This is a genomic window from Rhodopseudomonas sp. BR0G17, from assembly GCF_010907025.1.
In the GTDB taxonomy this organism is placed as follows: Bacteria; Pseudomonadota; Alphaproteobacteria; order Rhizobiales; family Xanthobacteraceae; genus Rhodopseudomonas; species Rhodopseudomonas palustris_H.
The window spans coordinates 23,828-45,650 of the sequence record NZ_QUML01000006.1 but is presented as its reverse complement, the minus strand read 5'-3'; the positions used below and the strand labels follow the sequence as shown (position 1 = coordinate 45,650).

The 21,823-nt window shown below is 63.6% G+C and carries 20 protein-coding genes; 8 read left to right on the top strand and 12 right to left on the bottom strand.

All coding sequences use genetic code 11. The annotated features are described in order from the left end of the window. Nucleotides 1-21 precede the first annotated feature (21 nt). The 5 genes from DY467_RS06820 to DY467_RS06800 form a co-directional block, all read right to left on the bottom strand. Nucleotides 22-627, bottom strand: a complete 606-nt coding sequence (locus DY467_RS06820) for a K(+)-transporting ATPase subunit C (RefSeq protein ID WP_164634799.1) — start codon at nucleotides 625-627, stop codon at nucleotides 22-24. 12 nt (nucleotides 628-639) lie between these two features. After that, nucleotides 640-2,760: a potassium-transporting ATPase subunit KdpB gene (gene kdpB, locus DY467_RS06815; RefSeq protein WP_164634797.1), complete on the bottom strand. Its 2,121-nt coding sequence runs from the start codon at nucleotides 2,758-2,760 to the stop codon at nucleotides 640-642. 19 nt (nucleotides 2,761-2,779) lie between these two features. Further along, nucleotides 2,780-4,483, bottom strand: a complete 1,704-nt coding sequence (kdpA, locus tag DY467_RS06810; protein ID WP_164634795.1) for a potassium-transporting ATPase subunit KdpA — start codon at nucleotides 4,481-4,483, stop codon at nucleotides 2,780-2,782. A 33-nt stretch (nucleotides 4,484-4,516) separates the two neighbouring features. Beyond that, complete coding sequence (locus tag DY467_RS06805) at nucleotides 4,517-4,606, bottom strand: K(+)-transporting ATPase subunit F (protein ID WP_107344886.1); 90 nt, start codon at nucleotides 4,604-4,606, stop codon at nucleotides 4,517-4,519. A gap of 319 nt (nucleotides 4,607-4,925) precedes the next feature. Further along, nucleotides 4,926-6,830 (bottom strand): potassium transporter Kup, encoded by a 1,905-nt coding sequence (locus tag DY467_RS06800; protein ID WP_164634793.1) that lies wholly within the window; start codon nucleotides 6,828-6,830, stop codon nucleotides 4,926-4,928. A gap of 511 nt (nucleotides 6,831-7,341) precedes the next feature. Here DY467_RS06800 and pufB (DY467_RS06795) point away from each other — a divergent pair. Both pufB (DY467_RS06795) and DY467_RS06790 read left to right on the top strand, forming a co-directional pair. After that, on the top strand, nucleotides 7,342-7,497 hold the full coding sequence (pufB, locus tag DY467_RS06795; protein ID WP_011158557.1) for a light-harvesting antenna LH1, beta subunit: 156 nt from the start codon (nucleotides 7,342-7,344) through the stop codon (nucleotides 7,495-7,497). A gap of 12 nt (nucleotides 7,498-7,509) precedes the next feature. Next, complete coding sequence (locus DY467_RS06790; protein ID WP_107344888.1) at nucleotides 7,510-7,707, top strand: light-harvesting protein; 198 nt, start codon at nucleotides 7,510-7,512, stop codon at nucleotides 7,705-7,707. 527 nt (nucleotides 7,708-8,234) lie between these two features. On the opposite strand, the gene DY467_RS06785 is transcribed toward DY467_RS06790, so the two are convergent. The 3 genes from DY467_RS06785 to pufB (DY467_RS06775) form a co-directional block, all read right to left on the bottom strand. Further along, nucleotides 8,235-8,873: a hypothetical protein gene (locus DY467_RS06785; protein WP_164634791.1), complete on the bottom strand. Its 639-nt coding sequence runs from the start codon at nucleotides 8,871-8,873 to the stop codon at nucleotides 8,235-8,237. A gap of 151 nt (nucleotides 8,874-9,024) precedes the next feature. Then, nucleotides 9,025-9,204 (bottom strand): light-harvesting protein, encoded by a 180-nt coding sequence (locus DY467_RS06780; protein ID WP_164634789.1) that lies wholly within the window; start codon nucleotides 9,202-9,204, stop codon nucleotides 9,025-9,027. Between the two features lie 12 nt (nucleotides 9,205-9,216). Then, nucleotides 9,217-9,372, bottom strand: coding sequence for a light-harvesting antenna LH1, beta subunit (pufB, locus tag DY467_RS06775; RefSeq protein WP_011158560.1), 156 nt, complete (start codon nucleotides 9,370-9,372; stop codon nucleotides 9,217-9,219). A 429-nt stretch (nucleotides 9,373-9,801) separates the two neighbouring features. Here pufB (DY467_RS06775) and DY467_RS06770 point away from each other — a divergent pair, with 429 nt between their 5' ends. From DY467_RS06770 to DY467_RS06750, 5 genes are all read left to right on the top strand, one after another. Beyond that, nucleotides 9,802-10,497: a response regulator gene (locus DY467_RS06770; RefSeq protein WP_502706441.1), complete on the top strand. Its 696-nt coding sequence runs from the start codon at nucleotides 9,802-9,804 to the stop codon at nucleotides 10,495-10,497. A 223-nt stretch (nucleotides 10,498-10,720) separates the two neighbouring features. Further along, nucleotides 10,721-13,003, top strand: a complete 2,283-nt coding sequence (locus tag DY467_RS06765) for an ATP-binding protein (protein ID WP_164634787.1) — start codon at nucleotides 10,721-10,723, stop codon at nucleotides 13,001-13,003. Beyond that, nucleotides 13,000-15,330: an ATP-binding protein gene (locus DY467_RS06760; protein WP_164634785.1), complete on the top strand. Its 2,331-nt coding sequence runs from the start codon at nucleotides 13,000-13,002 to the stop codon at nucleotides 15,328-15,330. Before DY467_RS06765 ends, DY467_RS06760 begins: the two co-directional genes overlap by 4 nt. 1 nt (nucleotide 15,331) lies before the next feature. After that, on the top strand, nucleotides 15,332-15,796 hold the full coding sequence (locus DY467_RS06755) for a response regulator (RefSeq protein ID WP_107344893.1): 465 nt from the start codon (nucleotides 15,332-15,334) through the stop codon (nucleotides 15,794-15,796). Then, on the top strand, nucleotides 15,793-16,929 hold the full coding sequence (locus tag DY467_RS06750) for an ATP-binding response regulator (RefSeq protein ID WP_164634783.1): 1,137 nt from the start codon (nucleotides 15,793-15,795) through the stop codon (nucleotides 16,927-16,929). The genes DY467_RS06755 and DY467_RS06750 overlap by 4 nt, the downstream gene beginning before the upstream one ends. A gap of 10 nt (nucleotides 16,930-16,939) precedes the next feature. Here the strand turns inward: DY467_RS06750 and cyoD are convergent, their stop codons facing one another. Genes cyoD through DY467_RS06730 form a run of 4 tightly spaced genes read right to left on the bottom strand, consistent with a single transcriptional unit; the run spans nucleotide 16,940 to nucleotide 20,818 of the window. Continuing rightward, the gene (gene cyoD, locus DY467_RS06745; protein ID WP_164634781.1) at nucleotides 16,940-17,335 is read right to left on the bottom strand and encodes a cytochrome o ubiquinol oxidase subunit IV; all 396 of its coding nucleotides are present in this window, start codon (nucleotides 17,333-17,335) and stop codon (nucleotides 16,940-16,942) included. Then, a complete protein-coding gene (locus tag DY467_RS06740; protein WP_107344896.1) occupies nucleotides 17,332-17,982 on the bottom strand; it encodes a cytochrome (ubi)quinol oxidase subunit III in 651 nt (216 codons plus the stop codon). Before DY467_RS06740 ends, cyoD begins: the two co-directional genes overlap by 4 nt. Then, entirely contained in the window at nucleotides 17,979-19,979 is a 2,001-nt protein-coding gene (cyoB, locus tag DY467_RS06735; RefSeq protein WP_164634779.1) for a cytochrome o ubiquinol oxidase subunit I, read from the bottom strand. Before cyoB ends, DY467_RS06740 begins: the two co-directional genes overlap by 4 nt. Continuing rightward, the gene (locus DY467_RS06730) at nucleotides 19,925-20,818 is read right to left on the bottom strand and encodes a cytochrome ubiquinol oxidase subunit II family protein (protein WP_246701476.1); all 894 of its coding nucleotides are present in this window, start codon (nucleotides 20,816-20,818) and stop codon (nucleotides 19,925-19,927) included. The genes cyoB and DY467_RS06730 overlap by 55 nt, the downstream gene beginning before the upstream one ends. A gap of 158 nt (nucleotides 20,819-20,976) precedes the next feature. On the opposite strand from DY467_RS06730, the gene DY467_RS06725 reads away from it, so the two are divergent. Beyond that, nucleotides 20,977-21,798, top strand: a complete 822-nt coding sequence (locus DY467_RS06725) for a class II glutamine amidotransferase (protein ID WP_164634777.1) — start codon at nucleotides 20,977-20,979, stop codon at nucleotides 21,796-21,798. The last annotated feature ends 25 nt before the right edge of the window (nucleotides 21,799-21,823 follow it).

The window sequence follows — 21,823 nt, the reverse complement described above, 5'->3', positions numbered from 1 at the left end:
GGACTCGCCTAGCAGCGCGCGTCAGCGTGGCACCGCCGCGTCGAGCGCCAGATTGAGCTTCAACACGTTGACCCGCGGCTCGCCGAGCACGCCGCCGAGCGGCGGCTGCACAGAGGCTGTGACCAGTTTGCGGATTTGCTCCTCAGGGACGCCACGCGCCTTGGCGACACGCGTCACCTGAAACAGCGCGCCCTCCGGCGAGACATCCGGATCGAGACCGCTGCCGCTCGTCGTGACGAGATCGACCGGGATCGCGGCGGCTGGGTTCTCAGCCTTCAGCTTGGCCACGTCTTCGCTCAAACGATCCGCCAATGCCTTGCTGGTCGGGCCGAGATTGGAGCCGCCAGAGTTCGCGGCATTGTACGGCGCCGGGATCGTCTTGCTGGCATCGGCCGGGTCGGGTGCCATGGTGGCCGAAGGACGGCCGTGGAAATAGCGGTCCTCCTTGAACTCCTGCCCGATCAACGCCGAGCCGACGATCTGGCCGCCGCGTTCAACCAGACTGCCCTGGGCCTGATACGGAAACAGCACGGCGGCAATGCCGGTGACAGCGAGCGGATAGGCCAAGCCGGTGATCATGGTGAGCGCCAGCAGCGACACGACAGCGGGGCGAACTTCTTTCAACATGACGACTCCTCCTCACACCAGATGCAGGGCCGAGACGGCCAGATCGATTGCCTTGATGCCGACGAAGGGCACCAGGATTCCGCCGAGGCCATAGATCAGAAGATTGCGCCGCAGCAGCGCCGCTGCGCCGACCGGGCGATACGAGACGCCCTTCAGCGCCAGCGGGATCAGCGCAATGATGATCAGCGCGTTGAAGATGATCGCCGACAGGATCGCGCTCTGCGGACTGGCAAGGTGCATGACGTTCAGCACGCCGAGCTGCGGATAGAACGCCAGGAACATCGCCGGGATGATGGCAAAGTACTTGGCGACGTCGTTGGCGATCGAGAACGTGGTGAGCGCACCGCGGGTCATCAGCAGTTGCTTGCCGATCTCGACCACTTCGATCAGCTTGGTCGGGTTGGAGTCGAGATCGACCATGTTGCCGGCTTCGCGCGCCGCCTGGGTACCGGAATTCATCGCCACACCGACATCGGCCTGCGCCAGCGCCGGCGCGTCGTTGGTGCCGTCGCCGCACATCGCCACCAGCTTGCCCTTGGCTTGCTCGTCGCGGATCAGCCTGAGCTTGTCCTCCGGCGTCGCCTGAGCGAGGAAATCGTCGACACCGGCTTCGGCGGCGATCGCCGCGGCCGTCATCGGATTGTCGCCGGTGATCATCACCGTGCGGATGCCCATCCGCCGCAGTTCGGCGAAGCGTTCGCGGATGCCGCCCTTGACGATGTCCTTGAGCTGAATGACGCCAAGCAGCTTGCCGTCACGCGCGACCGCAAGCGGTGTGCCGCCCGCCTTGGCGATCTCGTCGGCGATCGCGACAAGCTCTTGGGCACCCTCGACGTTGGATACCGTCTCGATCGCGCGCGCGGCATTTCCGTGGGTGGCCGCCACGCCGGGGACGGCCGCGACGGAGACCAGGATGGAGTCGACGGCCCCCTTGCGGATCGACGATCCGCCGATGTCGACGCCGCTCATGCGGGTCTGCGCGGTGAACGGAATGAAGTGGGCCCCCAGCTCCGCCAGATCACGTCCGCGAATGCCGTGCTTCTCCTTGGCCAGCACCACGATCGAGCGGCCTTCCGGCGTTTCGTCGGCAAGCGATGCCATCTGAGCAGCGTCGGCAAGATCGCGTTCGCTGACGCCCCGCACCGGACGGAACGCGGTCGCCTGGCGATTGCCGAGCGTGATGGTGCCGGTCTTGTCGAGCAGCAGCGTGTCGACGTCACCCGCGGCCTCGACGGCACGGCCCGACATCGCCAGCACGTTGAAGCGCACCAGCCGGTCCATGCCGGCAATGCCGATCGCCGACAGCAGCGCACCGATCGTAGTCGGGATCAGCGTGACGAACAGCGCCACCAGGATCACGACGGAGATCTGCCCACCCGCATAGGCCGCGAAGCTCGGGATCGTCACGGTTGCGAACACGAAGATGATGGTGAGCCCGGCAAGCAGAATGTTCAGCGCGATCTCGTTGGGGGTCTTCTGCCGCTCCGCGCCTTCGACCAGCTTGATCATCCGGTCGAGGAACGAATGGCCGACTTCCGCTGTGATCCGCACCACGATCCGATCGGAGATCACCGTGGTGCCGCCCGTCACCGCCGAACGGTCGCCGCCGGATTCCCGGATCACCGGCGCGGACTCGCCGGTGATCGCCGCCTCATTGACCGAGGCCACACCTTCCACCACCTCGCCGTCGCCGGGGATCACGTCTCCGGCTTCGACCAGCACCAGATCGCCGACCGCGAGATGCTCGGCCGCGACACCTTCATACAACTCAGTGTTGCCCTGCAACAGCAGCCGCTTCGCAACGGTGCCGACGCGGGTCTCGCGCAACGTATTGGCCTGCGCCTTGCCGCGCCCTTCGGCGACCGCTTCGGCGAAGTTGGCGAACAGCACTGTGAACCACAGCCACAGGATGATTTGGCCAGTGAACAACAGTTCCTCACTGCCGATGACCAGGTCCCGCACGAACAGCACCGTGGTCAGCGCCGCGACCACCTCCACCACGAACATCACCGGATTCTTGATCATCACCCGAGGATCGAGTTTCGCGAACGATGTGCCGATCGCCGGCAACACGATCTTCGGATCGAGCAAGGTCGATGACTTGCCGCGCGTCTTGATTTGAACCGCATCCATTGCAGTCACTCCGAATGTCTCAGAACAGGGTCTTGGCGGTCATCGAGAGCTGCTCGACGACCGGGCCGAGCGCGAGCGCCGGGAAGAAGGTCAGGCCGCCGATGATCAGGATCACGCCGACCACCAGGCCGACGAACAGCCCGCCGGTGGTCGGCAGCGTGCCGGCCGATGGCGGCACCAGCTTCTTGCCCGCAAGCGATCCGGCGATCGCCATCGTCGGCACGATCAGCATGAAGCGGCCGACGAACATCGCGGTCGCCAAGGTGAGGTTGTAGAAGAAGGTGTTGCCGGTGAGCCCGCCGAACGCCGACCCGTTGTTCGCGGTCGCCGAGGTGAAGGCGTACAGCACCTCACTGAAGCCGTGCGGCCCGGCATTGCCCATCGAGGCGACCGCCGACGGCAGCACGACGGCGACCGCGGTCCAGCCGAGATACATCAGCGGCAGCACCAGGATCGCCAGCATCGCCATCTTCACTTCACGGGCCTCGATCTTTTTGCCGACGTATTCCGGCGTACGGCCGACCATCAGGCCAGCGACGAAGATCGCCAGCACCACGAACAGCAGCATGCCGTAGAGGCCGGCGCCGACACCGCCGACGATGATCTCGCCGAGCTGCATATTGATCAGCGGGATCATGCCGCCGAGCGCGGTGAAGGAGTCGTGCATCGCGTTCACCGCGCCGCAGGAGGCGGCGGTGGTCACCACGGCGAACAGCGCCGACGCCACGATGCCGAACCGGACTTCCTTGCCTTCCATGTTGCCCCCGGTGATCCCGAGCGCATCAAGCGTCGCCGTTCCGGAAGCCTCGGCCCAGTAGGCGATCCCGACGCCGACCACGAACAACACGCCCATAACGCCAAGAATGGCCCAGCCCTGCCGCTGATTGCCAACCATCCGGCCGAACACGTTGGTCAGCGCGGCACCGAGCACGAAGATCGACAACATCTGGACGAAGTTAGAAAGCGCGGTCGGGTTCTCGAACGGATGCGCGGCATTGGCATTGAAGAAGCCACCACCATTGGTGCCGAGCATCTTGATCGCGACCTGCGAAGCTACCGGGCCCACCGCAATCGTCTGCTTGGCACCTTCGAGCGTGGTCGCGTCGACGTAACTGCCCAAGGTCTGTGGCATGCCCTGCCAGACCAGGAACAGCGCATAGGGAATGCAGATCGGCAGCAGCACGTACAGCGTGCAGCGGGTGATATCGACCCAGAAATTGCCGACGGTCCGCACCGATGCACGCGAAAATCCGCGGATCAACGCCATCGCCAAAACGATGCCAGTCGCGGCAGACAAGAAGTTCTGGTGCGTCAGCGCCAGCATCTGTGACAGATAGGACAGCGTGCTCTCGCCGCCGTAATTCTGCCAGTTGGTGTTGGTCAGGAAGCTGATCGCGGTGTTGAACGCCAGGTCCGGCGCCACCGCACCCTGCTCCGCCGGATTGAACGGAAGCAGCGCCTGCAAACGTAGCACGGCGTAGATGATGACGAAGCCGCCGATGTGGAACAGCAGCATGGCGAGCGTAAACGTCAGCCAATGCTGTTCCTGCTTCGGATCGACCCCAGCCGCGCGATACAGCACAGTCTCGACCGGGCGCAGCACGGCCGTCAACGGCGTCCACTCGCCCGCGAACACACGGGTCATGTACCAGCCTAGCGGCTTGACCAGCGCGACCACGATGGCCGCGAACAGCGCGATTTGACACCAACCAATGAAGGTCATGAAAGTCGTCCTTGTTGTGCGTCCGGGCCGAACTCAGAACCGTTCGGGACGCAGCAGCGCGTAAGTGAGATAGGCGAGCAGTGCCGCGGTCACGGCGCCCGCCAGGGCGTAATCGATCGTCATCGCCGCTCTCCTACAGACGCTCGCACGCATAGGCGTAACCGATCGCCAGCGTGAACAGTCCGGCGCATAACGCCAGCATCAGAATGTCGGACATTGAAGGCCTCTTCTGCGACGGGCCACGTCGTCGACGCGCCCAACTCGTACCCAGCCGAGGTGCCACTTGCGGCGTAGGTTTTCGAGATCGCTTCAGCGCCGAAGATATAGGAAAGCCATATAGGCGAACGCCGCGGCGGCGGCGCGCGAGCGCTCATCCAGGCTTCAGCCGCCCACCCGCCTGCTCGTGGAGTGCTGCGCTTAGCTTCTCAGGCGTCGCGGTCCGTCACACCGTGATCTGCATTCCGACTTCGACCGCGCGGCCGGTCGGGATCTTGAAATACAGGCTGGCGTCGTCGGACCATTTCGCCATGTTGACGAACAGCAGGCCTTGCCACCGCGGCATCTCGGACGGGGTTGCCTGACGGATCACCCGCCGCGACAGGAAGAACGACGTGCTCATCATGTCGAAGGCGAAGCCGAGCGGCCGGCACGCCACAAGCGCCTTAGGAACGTCCGGCGTCTCCATATAGCCGAACCGAATGGTGATCTTGGCGAAGCTGTCGTTGACCGGCTCATAGCTAAGCCGTGCGTCCTCGCTGACGCGCGGGACGTCTTCGGTCACGACCCGCAGGATCACGTTCTTCTCGTGCAGCACCTTGTTGTGCTTGAGGTTGTGCATCAGCGAAGTCGGCGTCGAGTTCGGGTTGCCGGTCAGGAACACGGCGGTGCCGCGAACCCGGCTGATCGACGACGAGGCCGAGATCGAGGCGATGAAATCGTTCAGATCGATTTCGTCCCGAACGGTCTTCCGCGCCACGATCTTGGAGCCACGGCGCCACGTCACCATTACGCCCATCAGGCCGACGCCGATCATCAACGGGATCCAGCCGCCATCGACGATCTTGAGCAGATTGGCCATCAGGAAGATCAGGTCGATGATCAGGAACGGCACGATCACCGCGGTCGCGACCGCCGCTGGCCAATGCCAACACTTCCGCATCACGAAGAACGCCATGATGCTGGTCAGCACCATCGTGCCGGTGACGGCAATTCCGTAGGCCGACGCCAGCGCGCTCGAGGATTTGAACGCGAATACCAGATACAGCACCGCGATCAGGAGCAGCCAGTTGGCGCGGGGAATGTAGATCTGCCCCTTCTCGGTCTCGGACGTGCGCCGGATCTCCATCCGCGGCAGTAGCCCGAGCTGGATCGCCTGCTGGGTCAGCGAATAGGCGCCAGAAATCACCGCCTGGCTGGCGATGATCGTGGCGCCCGTCGCGATCCAGACCATCGGCAGCAGCGCCCAATCCGGAAACAGCAGGAAGAACGGGTTCTCCAGCCGCTCCGGATACGACAGCAACATCGCGCCCTGCCCCAGGTAGCATAGCGCGAGCGACGGAAACACCAGCACCAGCCACGCCACCTGGATCGGCCGCCGGCCGAAATGCCCCATGTCGGCGTATAGCGCCTCGGCGCCGGTCACTGTCAGGAACACCGCACCGAGCGCCAGCAGGCCGGCATGGCCGTGATGCAGCAGAAACTCGATACCGTAGATCGGATTGACCGCACCGAGGATATGGAGATTGCCGATCAGATTGGCGGTGCCGGCAACCGCCATCAGGCCGAACCAGATCAGCATCAACGGCCCGAACCACGTCGCAACGGCCGCAGTGCCCCAGCTCTGCACCAGAAACAGCCCGACCAGGATCGCCATGCTGAGGGGCAGGATGTACGGATCGAAGCCCGGCGCAACCAGCTTCAGGCCTTCCACGGCGGACAGCACCGAGATCGCCGGCGTGATGATGGCGTCGCCGTAGAACAACGCGGCGCCGGCCATGCCGAGCAGCGAGATCGCCGCGAACCGACGCCGCATCACGCTCTGCAGCAGCGCCATCAAGGTCAGTGTGCCGCCCTCGCCGTGGTTGTCGGCGCGCATGATCAGCAGCACGTATTTCAAGGTGACGATGATCAGCAGCGTCCACAGCATCAGCGACAGCACGCCGAAGACCATCTCTTGCGTCAGCGCGCCGCCCGCGGACGCGGCGGTGAGACTCTCCTTCAACGCATAGAGCGGGCTGGTGCCGATATCGCCGTAAACGACGCCGATCGACCCCAAGGCGAGCGTCCAGAACGAGTTCGGCTTGGGAGAGTCCTTCGCGATGGTGACGTCGGAAACGGCTTCAGTCATGGCGCCCTGTGACGTTCAGCGGGCCACCTGCCCGCAGTTTCCGGCACCCTGAAATTACGGCGGACACGGCGTCAAGACACCGCGGCACGCAATCGTAGCTACGCCTATACGGCTCCTATATCGGGCCCGACGGTTCTTTATGAGATCTTTATATCGGGCTTCTGCCAGGCCCAACAGGCGGCCCGACCGCTTCTTTTCGCACAGCTTCACCCGCGCAAAACACCGGGATCGGCTTGACCCGAATCTCAGCCCCCAACGCCGGCATCGGTCACCTCCAGGACTCGCCCGCCGCATGGCCAGATGCGATGGCTGCCCGTGCTCACCGCCGGTAATACGTACCATTCGTTTCCTGACCAGCCTCGGCTCTTAGAGGGATTTCCTGACGTGACGATCACGAGTCCGTGTTCAGACGGACCACCCCTCATGTCATCCCCGATTTACTACGCATCGCGCCGGCCTAGTGTCACAGCGCGGTCGCGTGAACTACGCGACGCAACAAGAGGGTCATCTAATGGTCGACGATTCGAAAAAGGTCTGGCCCACGGGTCTGACGATTGCGGAATCCGAGGAGATCCACAAGCACGTGATCGATGGCGCGCGCATCTTCGTGGCGATCGCGATCGTGGCGCACTTCCTCGCGTATGTGTATTCGCCTTGGCTGCACTAAGGAGCCACTGAGATGAATCAAGGTCGTATCTGGACCGTTGTCAGTCCGACAGTCGGTCTTCCGTTGCTGCTCGGCAGCGTGGCCGTCATGGCTTTTGCCGTGCATTTCGCGGTACTCGAAAACACCTCCTGGGTAGCCGCTTTCATGAACGGTAAGTCCGTCGCTGCGGCGCCCGCACCAGCGGCGCCGGCCGCGCCGGCTAAGAAGTAACTTCCCGTTCCTGAGTGACGGAGGGAGCCCGCAGCGACGGCTCTGTCCTCCTGGAGAGTCCGAGACCTCGGAGCTCCCTCCCGATCTCCCTTGTTGCCCTTGCCGGCGTTGACGGCCGATCGACGAGGCCATGACCTCGCACCTGACGAATGCGGTCGGGCGCCGATCGTCTACAAATCCTCTCTTCCATCGATATCCCATTCACGCGGCGTTGCCGACGGCCAACGCGGTCGCGCGATGCGGCACACAGGCGCCAGGGACGATGTCGGATGACGTCATCTGGCGGCCACATGCCCCTGCGGGCAAGGACGCCCCGCAAGAGGACTCGAAGCGGCAGCAATGCAACAGGTTGGGAGGAAGGATGTCCGAGTCCGCAGGCGGCACCTCAAGAGTGCCGCCTGCGCCGTAAGCAACTCGGGAGGTGGGCGAGATGGCAGGCTCGCTAAATCTTCGAGTTACCGCGGACTGTCGACAGTGATGGCTGAAAACACTGCCGGCAGAGGGAAAATGGACGGTCGGCTCCGCACTCAGGCTCTGGTCAGGAACAGCGTGTTGCTGTCCACCAGAAGAGGCGTGCCGGAGAACGAACTGTAGGCGCCCTTCTGTTCGACCAACAAAGGTGTTCCCGAGAACGACTTATAGGTGTCGCCGTCGAGCAGCAGAGGCGTCCCTGACATCGAGCGGTAGCCTCCGGTCTGCTTGATCACCAGAGGCTCGCCCGAATTCGAGCGGTAAGCGCCCTGCTGCTCGATGATCAACGGCGTGCCGGAATGTCCTTTGAACGGCTGCGATTTACTCAGCACCGGCAGACGCAGCAGCGACGAGAACGGAGCCGCATCGTCCCATGCACGCGGCTTGGCAGCCGGTTTGTTGACGATCGGATTGTACTTCTTCATGATTTCGGTGGCCTTGCCGCCCGCACCGAAATGCGCAGGCACGATCGCAACAGCACCGCCTCGGCTGATCGTTTCGGCCAGGCCCGCAGCGGTCGCGCGCAGGACGCCGAGCTTGCTGATCGCATTGGTGAGATCGGCAATGCTGCCGCGGTTCGGCACGGTCCCGTTCGGAAGAACCTGAGCCTTGTCGAAACCGTTCGTCTTCAATTCAGATTCCAGACCCGCAACCTGGCGGACGGTCTCGTAGCAGAGAATGACTTGAAACGTCATGGCATCTCTCCTTCACGTCCCGGGCAGATCAACCGACACCAGCGCGCGGTCGGAAAGCGCGCAGGAACCAGGGAAGAGCCAGGAAGCCTGGCTGACCGCGGTAGCGGGGATCCTCGGATCCCAGCCACCGCAGCAACAGTCAGAGACTGTCTTAGACGGCCTTGATCGAGCTCTCGATCGCGGCAGCCTTACCGTTCATGAACTTCGCAACCCAGGAGGTGTGCGTCAGCACAGCGAAGTGGACCAGGAAGGCCATGACGGCGACGCTGCCGAGCAGCAGCGGGAGACCGACGGTCGGCTTCACGACAGTCCAGATACGACCTTGATTCATCTTCGATACTCCTTAGTGCAGCCAGGGCGAGTAAACATACGCCAGGAAATGCGCCACGATCGCGATGGCCACGAAAATGCGCGAACCATCGATCACGTGCTTGTGGAGCTCTTCCGATTCCGCGATGGTCAGCCCAGTCGGCCAGACCTTGTTCGGATCGTCTACCATGGATAACCTCCTAAGAGACTAACGATCAGTTTCGTGCTGAACCCGCACGCAGGTAGTTGTTCACTGCTACGCCGAACGAGTGCTCGCGGTGTCAGCAATGGATCTGATGATCGCTTCGCTGTCTGCATCCGAAATCTCGGAAGCGTCTCAGCTCGGCTCTCGTGCGCCCCGCCCCGATAATCATCAAGATTCTGTGATCAGGACGCGGGCTGAACTTACGCCGACGTCTCGAAGCGTCAATTTGGGCCGACAGAAGCGGACCGTCCGTACGATGCTGGATGTTGGACTCCATCGTCAGGATTTCCTGACGTTCCGATTTGATTTGCGCCAACCGACCACGACACCGCCGGGTGTAGTTTTCGCTAGGAAGATCAGGGGCAGCGAGAACGCTTTCGGGACCGCGATCTTGTGTGGTGGATGGTGCGGACGATGGATCAGAAACTCACGCGACGGGTGCATCAGGGACATCTCCGGATTTTCATCGCGGACGATCATCCGGTGGTCTTGAGCGGGATGAAGATGCTGCTCCAAGCCGATCCCGAGTTTGAAGTCGTTGGCGAAGCAGCGGATGGTCCGACAGCGCTCCGTCGGGCGATCGAACTGCAGCCGGACGTGGCCGTGTTCGATCTGTCGATGCCGGGCATGTATGGCATGGAGGTTATCCAGAAGTACCTCGCAGCCCGTCCGAAGGCCCGCGTCGTCGTCGTCTCGGTGCAGGAAGACGGTGCCAATCTGCGCCGGCTGCTGAAGCTCGGCGTCGCCGGCTACATTCTCAAGCGATCGGCCACCGATGAACTGATCCGTGGAATTCACGCGGTGGCCAAGGGTGGCGTGTATCTCGATCCGGCGATCGCCGGTCAGGCGCTGGGCAGAGTCGTCCATGCCGCGCCGACAAATCTCGGCGAAACCAGCCAGATCTCGCATCTCAGCTCCCGCGAGTTGGATGTGCTCCGGCTGGCGTCGGTCGGGCACAGCAACAAGGTGATCTCCGCCAAGCTGCAGGTTGGGCCGAAGAGCGTCGAGACCTATAAGGCGCGCGCGATGGAGAAGCTGGGCTTCACCAACCGCGTCGAACTGATCCGCTTCGCGCTGGACATGGGCTGGCTGGAAAATTCCGGGTTGTAGACAGCGCAGTCTCCCGTTCTGCAGAATCCGACGGGTCGACAGGGAGCGCCGAAGATTGGCATTTTATTACCAATTTGGTCGGCAGCGGCAGACCTTCCCTCATCCTCTTGATCTTGCGCAAAACGGTGCGCGCCATGGCGGGCCAGCATTCAGGCGGCATAGGTCGTTGAAGGGCGGCACAAGACGCTGCGTGCCCAGCAATCGACACTCAGGCGGGAATGCAATGACCGAAGGATCCGTCGCCAGGCAGCCCGACCTATCGACCTGCGACGACGAGCCGATCCATATCCCGGGTGCTATCCAGCCGCATGGACTGCTGCTCGCCCTCGCCGCCGACATGACGGTCGTCGCCGCCAGCGACAACCTTCCCGAACTCACCGGACTGGCAATCGGCGACCTGATCGGCCGTTCAGCGGCCGATATCTTCGATTCCGAAACCCACAACCGGTTGACGATTGCCTTGGCCGAGCCGGGAGCAGCCGTGGGAGCGCCAATCGCGGTCGGATTCTCGGTGCGAAAGGGCGGTGACTTCGTCGGCTCCTGGCACCGCCACGATCAGCTCGTCTTCCTTGAACTCGAGCCTCCGCAGCTGGACGTCGCAGAGCCGCAGGCGTTCTTTCGCCGTACCAACAGCGCCATCCGCCGCCTGCAGGCCGCCGAGACGCTGGAAACCGCTTGCGCGGCCGCCGCGCAAGAGGTGCGCGAGATCACCGGATTCGATCGGGTGATGATCTATCGCTTCGCTCCCGACTTCAGCGGCGAAGTGATCGCAGAGAATCGATGCGCCGAGGTCGAGTCGTATCTCGGCCTGCACTTTCCGGCCTCCGACATCCCGGCGCAGGCGCGCCGGCTCTACACGATCAACCCGGTCCGGATCATTCCCGATATCAATTATCGGCCGGTGCCGGTCACACCAAGCCTCAATCCGATCACCGGGCGGTCGATCGATCTCAGCTTTGCCATCCTGCGCAGCGTGTCGCCCGTGCATCTCGAATACATGCGCAATATCGGGATGCACGGCACGATGTCGATCTCGATTCTGCGAGGCGAGCGGCTGTGGGGGCTGATCGCCTGCCATCACCGCAAGCCGAACTACGTCGATCTCGACGGCCGTCAGGCCTGCGAATTGGTCGCCCAGGTGCTGGCCTGGCAGATCGGGGTGATGGAAGAGCAAGCGATCACACGGCAGACGCTTAAGGGCCAGGCGATTCAGCGCAGCCTGATCAACGACATCGAACAACTGCACGATCATCGAGCCGGACTGGCGCGCAACAGCGAAGCGCTGCTTGAGCTGATGGGAGCATCCGGCCTTTGCCTGCATAGCCGCGAAGGCGTGATCACGATCGGGCAGACCCCACCCTCGCCGATCATCGATCAACTGGCGCAACTGGCCGGCCGCTCCGGCGGCAGCGAACTATTCCAGACCGACAGGTTGTCGACCATCATTCCGGAAGCCAGCGCCTGCGCCGAAGTCGCGAGTGGCGTTCTCGCCGTACCCCTGTCGCGCACACCGCCCCGCCGGGTGATGCTGTGGTTCAGGCCCGAAGTGGCGCAGACGGTGTATTGGGCGGGCAATCCCGACAAGTCGGTGACGGCTGAATCCGGGCGCCTGCGGCCGCGCACCTCGTTTGCAGCTTGGACCGAGCAGACCCACGGCCGAGCAATCGCATGGCAGCCGCACGAGGTTGCTGCCGCGGTTGAAATCCGCGACCTGATCATCGACGTCATTCTGCGCAACACCGAAAAGCTGGAACGCATCAACACCCAGCTCGCCCGCAGCAACGAGGAGCTGGAATCGTTCGCCCACGTGGCCTCGCACGACATCAAGGAGCCGCTTCGCCATATCGAGGCATTCGCCGGCCTGCTCGCCGACAACATCCACGAAATGGGGGATGAGCGCCTCGGCGTCATGGTCAGCGGCATCGAGAAATCGTCGCGGCGGCTGCGCAACCTGATCAACGATCTGGCCGAATTTTCGCAGCTCGGCCGCCGATCGAAGCCGCTGTCCTGGGTGTCGCTCGAAACGGTCCTCAACGAAGTGTTGGCCGACCTGCAGCCGCGGATTGCGGAAGCACGCGCCGAGATCCAGGCCGACCGGCTGCCGTTCGCGCGCTGCGACCATAACCAGATCCGTCAGGTGTTGCAGAATCTGATCGCGAACTCGCTCAAATATCGCGATCCGGCGCGGCCCTGCCGAATTCACGTCTATGCAGAACCGGACGACAATGGCGGGCGCCCCGAGATCGGAGTGGAGCCGGCCATCCGGATCTGCGTCACCGACAACGGCATCGGCTTCGACAAGAAATATATCGATCAGGTGTTCGAACCGTTCCAGCGGCTGCACGGTCCAGACGACTACGAGGGCAGCGGAATCGGTCTCGCGATCTGTCGTAAGATCGTTCAGCGTCACGGCGGACGTGTCGGCGTCGACACCATTGCAGGGAAAGGTTCGACCTTCTGGTTCACGCTGCCGGTTGCGGGCGATCATGGGCAGGACGAACGATGAGCTCGTCATCAAATCAGGGCCCGCCCGGCGCAGCCGTGACCGATCCGAGCGGCCGGCTCGCGCTTGATCTCACCGAGTGCGACCGCGAGCCGATTCACATTCCCGGCGCGATCCAACCCCACGGCTACCTGTTCGCGTTGGTCGATGCCGATCTGCGGATCGTATCCGTCAGCGCCAACGTGGGGGATCTGCTCGGGCAGCCGCCTGCTGCGCTGCTTGACGCATCGATCGCCAACCACATCACCGCTGCCAGCTTCGCGCGGCTGACGCACGTTCTCTACGGCGGCGATACGGCGGCCATGAACCCGATCCGTGTGGACGTCGCGACGTCCGAAGGAGAACGCGCGTTCAACGGCATTCTGCACCGGCACGACTCTCTGATCATTCTCGAACTCGAGCCACGCGACGAGTCGCGCTACACTAACGAGTTCTTCCGCAGCGTGCGCGTGGCGATCCGTCGTCTGCAGACCGCCGCCGATTTGCCGGCCGCCTGCCGGATTGCAGCCAGCGAAGTCCGCCGCATCACCGGATTCGACCGGATCAAGGTGTACCGGTTCGCGGCCGACTGGAGCGGTCAGGTGATCGCCGAAGACCGTGACACCGGAATTCCGTCGCTGATGGACTTTCACTTTCCGTCGTCCGACATCCCCGCGCAATCGCGCGCGCTGTACACGATCAATCCCGTCCGCATCATTCCGAACATCGCGTATCGCCCCTCGCCGCTGGTGCCTGACGTCAACCCGCGGGTGGGCGGCCCGATCGATCTCAGCTTCTCGGTGCTGCGCAGCGTATCCCCGACGCATCTCGAGTACATGGTCAACATGGGGATGCACGCCGCGATGTCGATCTCGATCGTGCGCGACGGCCGACTCTGGGGCATGATCTCCTGCCATAATCTGACGCCGCGCTTCGTCTCCTACGAAGTCCGGCAGGCCTGCGAACTGATCGCCCAGGTGCTGACCTGGCAGATCGGCGTGCTCGAGGAAGCCGAAATCGTCCGCCACAGCGTCAGGATGCGCGCCATCCAGAACAGGCTGCTGCACGAGCTGGGCGACGAGCAAGGCCTCACCGCCGGCCTCAGCCGCGTCAGCGAGGAAATGCTCACCTTGATGGGCGCGTCTGGATTTGCGCTGAGCAGCTTCGACGGTGTCACCGCCTTCGGACGAACCCCATCCGCCGACGAGATCCAGGCTCTGGCGTCATGGCTGTCGCACCGCGAGTCGCGCGGCATCTTTCAGACCCAACAGCTCTCGGCGAGCTTTCCCGAGGCCGAGGTGTATTCCGACATCGCCAGCGGCCTGCTCGCCGTGCCCCTGGGGCGGGCCTCGACGACGCTGATGCTGTGGTTCCGGCCGGAAGTGGCGCAGACCGTGACCTGGGGTGGCGATCCGCACAAGCCGGTCCAGATCGGCCCGCGGGGCAAGCGCCTACAGACCCGCGCGTCGTTCGAGGCTTGGCGCGAGGAAGTCCGCGACCGATCGCGCCCTTGGCGTAGCCATGAGATCGTCGCGGCGGAAGAGATCCGCGACCTCGTGGTCGATGTTATTCTCGGCCGCGCCGAAGAACTGGAGAATGCCAACCGCGAACTATCCCGCAGTAATGACGAGCTGGAATCGTTCGCCTATGTCGCGGCCCACGACCTCAAGGAGCCGCTGCGCCACATCGAAGCATTCGCCGGCTTGTTGAGCGATCTATTGCTCCCTGAAGCGCGGAGCCGCCTCAGCGTGATGGTGAATGGGATCGAGGCGTCGTCGCGCCGGTTGCGCGCGCTGATCAACGATCTGGCCGAATACTCCAGGATCGGCCGGCAGGCCCGGCCGCTGCAACCGGTCGACCTCAACCAGATTTTGGCCGAGGTGTTGTCCGATCTGAAGCCGATGCTGCAGGATGCACGTGCCGAAGTCGTCTCGGAGCCGCTTCCCACGGTGCTATGCGACGGCAGCCAGATCCGGCAACTGATGCAGAACCTGATCAGCAATGCGGTGAAGTATCGCGATGCCGAGCGGCTGCCTCGCGTGACCATCGCAGCGACGATCGATAGCCCGCCGCTGCCGCCGGCGCCTGCTGGCGCGAACATACGGAGAGCGCGCATCACGATCGCCGACAACGGCATTGGATTCGATGAGCAATACCGCGAGCAGATCTTCGAGCCTTTTCAGCGCCTCCACGGTCCGGACGAATATCAAGGCACCGGAATTGGCCTGGCGATCTGCCGCAAGATCGTCCATCGGCACGGCGGCACGATTTCGGCAAAGAGCCACGTCGGACAGGGATCGGTGTTCACCTTCACGCTGCCGTTGCGCGAGCAGGACACGACGGAGAGCTGAAATGACCCGCGAGCGCACGCTTCCGACGGTGCTGGTGGCGGAAGACCACGACTACGACAAGCTGATCCTGACCGAAGTCTTCGCGCGGGCCTCGATTGCCGCCGATCTCCGCTTCGTCAGCGATGGCGAGCAGACGCTGGATTACATCTATGGCCGCAACCGGTTCGCAGGCCGCGCGGACGCCCCCACCCCTGCACTCGTACTGCTCGACCTCAACATGCCGCGGCTCGACGGCCGGAAAGTCGTGCGGCTGTTGCGGCAGGACGAGACGGTGCGGCATCTGGTGGTGATTGCACTGTCGACGTCGGAAAGCGCCAAGCACATCACGGAAGCCTATTCGATCGGCTTCAACGCCTATCTGGTCAAGCCGGCCAATATCGCCGACTACGTCGAGGCGATCCGCTCGCTCTGGCACTTCTGGATGAACACGGCCTCTCTTCCGACCACTGAGGCTTATCGGCCGTGAGCGCGATCGCGTCCCGAATCCTGCTCGTCGACGATGCGGAGATCGAATACCTGACGATGCAGCGGATGCTGCAGAAGATCCCCGGGTTTCGGGCAACGCTCGACTGGGTATCGCGGTTCGACGAGGCGGCGGCCGCGATCGATCGCAAGGAGCACGACCTCTATCTCGTCGACTTTCGCCTCGGTCCGCGCAGCGGGCTCGATCTGGTCCGCGACGCGCGCGATCGCGGCAACATCAAGCCGATCATCGTGCTGACCGGCCACGGCGACCCGATGGTCGATCAGGCGGCGACCGAGGTCGGCGCCAATGACTATCTGGTCAAGGGTGAGTTCGATGCCATCGTGCTCGAACGGGCCATGCGCTACGCGACCCGTCAGGCAAGAACACTGGCGACCCTCGACCGCCGGCTGGTGGAATGCCGCACCACGGCGCGGAAGCTGGTCGTGCAGAGCGAACGCCGCGCCGCGGCCGAAGCCGACGTGCTCAAGGTGCTGCGGCAGACCATGATCGACCAGGAAACCGAGCGCAAACGCATCGCACGCGAGTTGCACGACAACCTCGGTCAGATGGTCACCCTGGTTCAATTCGGCCTGGATGCGCTCGCGCGCGGCACGCCCACGGCCGCCAGCCTCGCCGAAAAGGTCGCGTCGCTGAAGCACATCGTCAACGATCTCAGCACCAGCCTGCACAGGGTGGCATGGGAAGTACGGCCGACCGCGCTCGACACGCTCGGGCTCGAAGACGCCGTGTCTCAACTGGTCGCGAGCTGGGAGCCGCATTGCAGCCTGGTGTTCGATCTGCATCTCGGTCTCGGCGAACGACGGCTACCGGCCGATATCGAAAGCGCGCTGTACAGGATCGTGCAGGAAGGCATCACCAATGTGGTCCGCCACGCCCATGCGACCCGGGTCGGCGTGATCCTCGAATTCCGCGGCAGCGACGTGATCTGCATCATCGAGGACGACGGCTGCGGCATCCCTCCTGAACAGGCCGACGAGCATTCGTCCCGCCGGCTCGGACTTGTCGGCATGCGGGAGCGACTTGCCTTGGTCGACGGCACCGTCGAACTGGAAACCGAAACCGGACACGGCACCGCGCTGTTTGTTCGCGTACCTCTCGGCGCGCCGAGCTGATCGGGTTGCCTCAGCCGCCCATCCGCATGATCTGCTCCATCGGCATCATGTTGTGATTGAGGTGGCCCATGATCCAGATCGAGCCGCCGACCACCAGCAGCACGATCAGGCTGCCGAAGGCGAGCGCCAGCACGTTATTGGTGTTATCGGGACCGGTGGTGATGTGCAGGAAGAAAACGAGCTGCACGCCCATCTGAGCGATCGCCAGCACCGCGATCGCCACCGGAATGCTCGGCTGCCACACCAGATCCGTGCCGGCGATGAAGAACGACGTCGCGGTGAGCAGGACCGACAGGCCGAGCCCGACGCCATAGCCGAGCAGTCGCGGGCCGATGCGGACTTCCTCTTCATCGCCGGGCGCGACGTCATAGAGCTCGCCGCCGTGGCCGCTTCGCTGCTCGCTCATGTGCCGCTCCCCAACAGATAGACCATCGAAAAGATCGCCACCCAGATGATGTCGAGCGCGTGCCAGAACAGCGCGAAACACAATAGGCGCCGGCAGATGTCGGCCCGGAAGCCCTTGGCGAACACCTGAGCCATCATCGTCAGCAGCCACAGCACACCCGCGGTAACGTGCAGGCCGTGGCAGCCGACCAGCGTGAAGAAGGCCGAGAGAAACGCACTGCGGGTCGGGCCGGCCCCCTGCTCCACCAGGTCGGCAAACTCGCGCAGCTCCAGTCCGAGAAACGCCGCGCCGAGCATGCCGGTCGCCGCCATCGCGACCTGAAACCAGCGCTGGCTGCCGACCGCAGCGGCGAGGCTCGCCATGCCGCAGGTGAAGCTCGAGAGCAGCAGGCAAGCCGTCTCGATTGCGACGTTGCGGAGATCAAACAGCTGCGCACCGGCTGGCCCGCCGGCGGTGGCGCCCGACAGCACCGCGTAGCTCGCAAAGAAGCACGAGAACATCACGATGTCGGACAATAGGAAGATCCAGAAGCCGTAGCCGGCCACGATCCGTTTCGAGGCCGGCCCGGCGTGGCTGGCGCCGACCGACTGCAGCCCGCCCAGATGGTGCGGGTCTGCCTGACCGTGGGACAGCGCGACCTCGGTCATGACGCGGCCACGGCGCTCAGCGCAGCCTTGCGCTCGGCGATATTGGCGCGGTCGATCCGTTCCACCTCGCCGGCGGGAATGACGTATTCGTCGTGGTCGCGCCAGGCGAACACCACGAAGGTGGCAAACGCGCCGATCCCCCCGAGCACCACCATCCACCAGATGTGCCACACCATCGCAAAGCCCATCACCGTGGCGAAGAACGCGCAGACGATGCCGGTCGGCGAGTTGCGCGGCATCTCGATGTCCCGATAGTCCTGCTTGCGGGTTTCGAGACCGTGCTCCTGCGCCTTCTGCTTCGCGGCCCAATACGCATCCTCACCCGTAACATCAGGGGTGACCGCGAAATTGAACACCGGCGGCGGCGACGCGGTGGCCCATTCCAGCGAACGGCCATCCCACGGATCGCCGGTGCGATCGCGCAACTCGTCGCGGTGGCGGATACTGACGACGAACTGCACGATCTGCAGTATCACGCCGATGCTGATGATCCCGGTGCCGATCGCCGCCACGATCATCCAAGGATGCCACGCGGCGACGTCGTAGTGCTGCAACCGGCGCGTCATGCCGAGCAGGCCGGCGACATAGAGCGGCATGAAGGTGACGTAGAAGCCGATCAGCGTGAACCAGAACGCGGCCTTGCCGAGCCCCTCGTGCAGGCGGAAGCCGAACGCCTTGGGAAACCAGTAGGTGTAGCCGGCGAACGCACCGAACAGCACGCCGCCGATGATGACGTTATGGAAATGCGCCACCAGAAACATGCTGTTGTGGAGCTGAAAGTCGGCCGGCGGCACCGCAACCAGAACGCCGGTGAGGCCTCCGATGATGAACGTCACCATGAACCCGACCGCCCACAGCATCGGCGTCTCGAACCGGATCCGGCCGCCATACATCGTGAACAGCCAGTTGTAGATCTTCACGCCGGTCGGCACCGCGATGATCATGCTGGCGATGCCGAACACCGCGTTGACGGTGGCCCCCGCCCCCATGGTGAAGAAGTGGTGCAGCCACACCATGAACGAGATGATGCAGATCGCCATCGTCGCCAGCACCATCGAGCGATAGCCGAACAGCGGCTTGCCCGAGAACGTCGACACCACTTCGGAGAACACGCCGAACGCCGGCAGCACCAGGATGTAAACCTCCGGGTGCCCCCAGGCCCAGATCAGGTTCATAAACATCATCATGTTGCCGCCGCCTTCGTTGGTGAAGAAGTGGAAGCCGAGGTAGCGATCGAGCAGCAGCATCGCCAAGGTGGCGGTCAGGATCGGGAACGCCGCGACGATAAGCAGATTCGAGGCCAGTGTCGTCCAGCAGAACATCGGCATCCGCAAGTAGGTCATGCCGCGAGTCCGCAGCTTGAGCACCGTGGTGACGAGGTTGATCCCGGCCACCAGCGTGCCGATGCCGGAGATCTGCAGCGCCCAGGCGTAATAGTCGACGCCGACGCCGAACGAATAGCTCAGCTCGGAGAGCGGCGGAAACGGCAGCCAGCCGGTGCGGGCGAATTCGCCGATCACCAGCGACAGGTTCACCAGCAGCGCTCCGCTCGCGGTCAACCAGAACCCGACCGAGTTCAAAGTCGGAAACGCCACGTCACGGACGCCGAGCTGCAACGGCACCACCAGGTTCATCAGCCCGATCACGAACGGCATGGCGACGAAGAAGATCATGATCGTGCCGTGCGCCGAGAAGATCTGGTTGTAGTGCTCGGGTTGCAGATATCCCGGCGACTGGTAAGCGACCGCCTGCTGGGTCCGCATCATGATCGCATCGGTGCCGCCGCGCAGCAGCATCACCATCGCCAGCAGCACGTACATCACGCCGATCCGCTTGTGATCGACGCTGGTGATCCATTCATGCCAAAGATACGGAAAGTGGCCCTTGATCCCCGCCCACAGCAGCGTGGCAAGGATCGCCGCCATCACGATCGCCGCCGCAATCAGCGGGATTGGCTGATCAATCGGAATGGCCGACCAGTCGAGCTTGCCGAGCATATCGCGTTGGCTCCCCAATTCGCTTCGATGTGGGACGGCGCGCCTTGTTCGGTCGGCCGCGGCCCCGGCTGTGGCGGGATTTGCTGGGTGCTGATCGCGTGAAACAGCAACGGATCAGCCAGCCGATAGGTCGGCGTGCCGCTCTCCGGTGCCTGTTTCATCAGGTCCTTATAGCTGTCAGCGTTGAGCTCGCGGTCGCCTTTGGCGGTCTCGGCAACCCAGTCGGGAAACGCCATGGTCGAGACGACGTGCACCGGAAATGTCATGTCGGGAAAGCCGTCGCCGCTGAAATGCGACGACAATCCGCGCAGATCGCCCTCGGCATCAGCACGCAGGTTGAGCCGCGTCACCATGCCGTTCATGGTGTAGATCATGCTGCCGAGCTGCGGGATGAAGAACGCGTTCATCACGCTCGCGGAGGTCAGCTCGAACTGCAGCGACACGCCGACCGGCACGGTCAGCGTGTTGACCGTCGCGATGCGTTGATCCGGGTAAATGAACAGCCACTTCCAGTCCATCGACACCACCTGGATGCGGACCGGGCTGCCGGTGCCTTCGACCGGCGCGGCAGGATCCAGCTGATGCGATCCGATCCAGGTGACGCCGCCGAGCAGGATGATGGTGAGCGTCGGAATCGACCACACCACCAGTTCGATCCGGCCCGAATAGGTGAACTCCGGCCGATGTCTGGCGCGCGGATTGGAAGCGCGGAACCAGAAGGCGAATGCCAGGATCGCAACGATCGTCGGCACCACGATCGCCAACATGATCACAACCGAGTCGATCAGGATGGTCGAGTTCCCGTACGCGACCGGACCTTGCGGGTCGAGGATGTTCATGCGCGCGGCGATGCTTCAATGGACGGGATCGTGCCCGCTAACCCGGATCCGTCACAGCAGTTCCTATCCCCTTGCAGCGCCCCTGCGGAACTGGTCTCCCGCGCTCGGGTTGACCCGGGATGTGCGCCGTTGCGCCAAATGAAATTCGAGGTGAATCGATGTGCCGCTGGCTGGCATACCGCGGAGAAGAAACGTCATTCGACAGCTACGTCACCGAACCGGTCCACTCCCTGATCAATCAGAGCCTCCGCGCCCGGGAGTCCGCAGGCAGCACCAACGGAGACGGCTTCGGGCTCGGCTGGTACGGCATTCACCCCGAGCCGGGCCTCTATCGCGAGACCCGGCCGGCGTGGTCGGACGAGAACCTGCGTTATCTCTGCCGGCACCTGCAGTCGCACATGTTCTTCGCCCACGTCCGTGCGGCAACCGGAACGGCGGTGACGCGGCAGAACTGCCACCCGTTCGCGTGCGGACGGTGGATGTTCATGCACAACGGCTTCATCGGCAGCTGGAGCCGACTGCGGCGCAAGGTCGAGGCGATGATCCCGGATCATCTGTATCCGTCGCGGCTCGGCACGACCGATTCCGAAGCGGTGTTTCTGGCAATGATGGGCGAAGGCCTGGAGCACGATCCGATCGGCGCGACGCAGCGCGTGATGCGCGCGCTGAGCGCATTGGTCGACGAAGACGGCTTGCGCGAACGGATGCGGTTTACGTCGGCGCTGGCGAACGGACACGACCTCTACGCCTTCCGCTTCGCGCATAACGACACGGCCAACACCCTGTACTATCGAGATGACGGCCCGCTGGTCGTTGCGTCGGAGCCGTTCGACACCGAACAGCATTGGTCCGAAGTCCCTGCTAATCACGTGCTGATTTCGCGCCCCTCGCGGCCGGTCGAAATTCGTCCCTTCATGCCAACGGCGACGCATCTGCCGCAGGAACCCACGGTTGCCCAGAATGTTGTCGAGCGAGCTTAAAACATCGGCAACGGAGGCCCCGGAG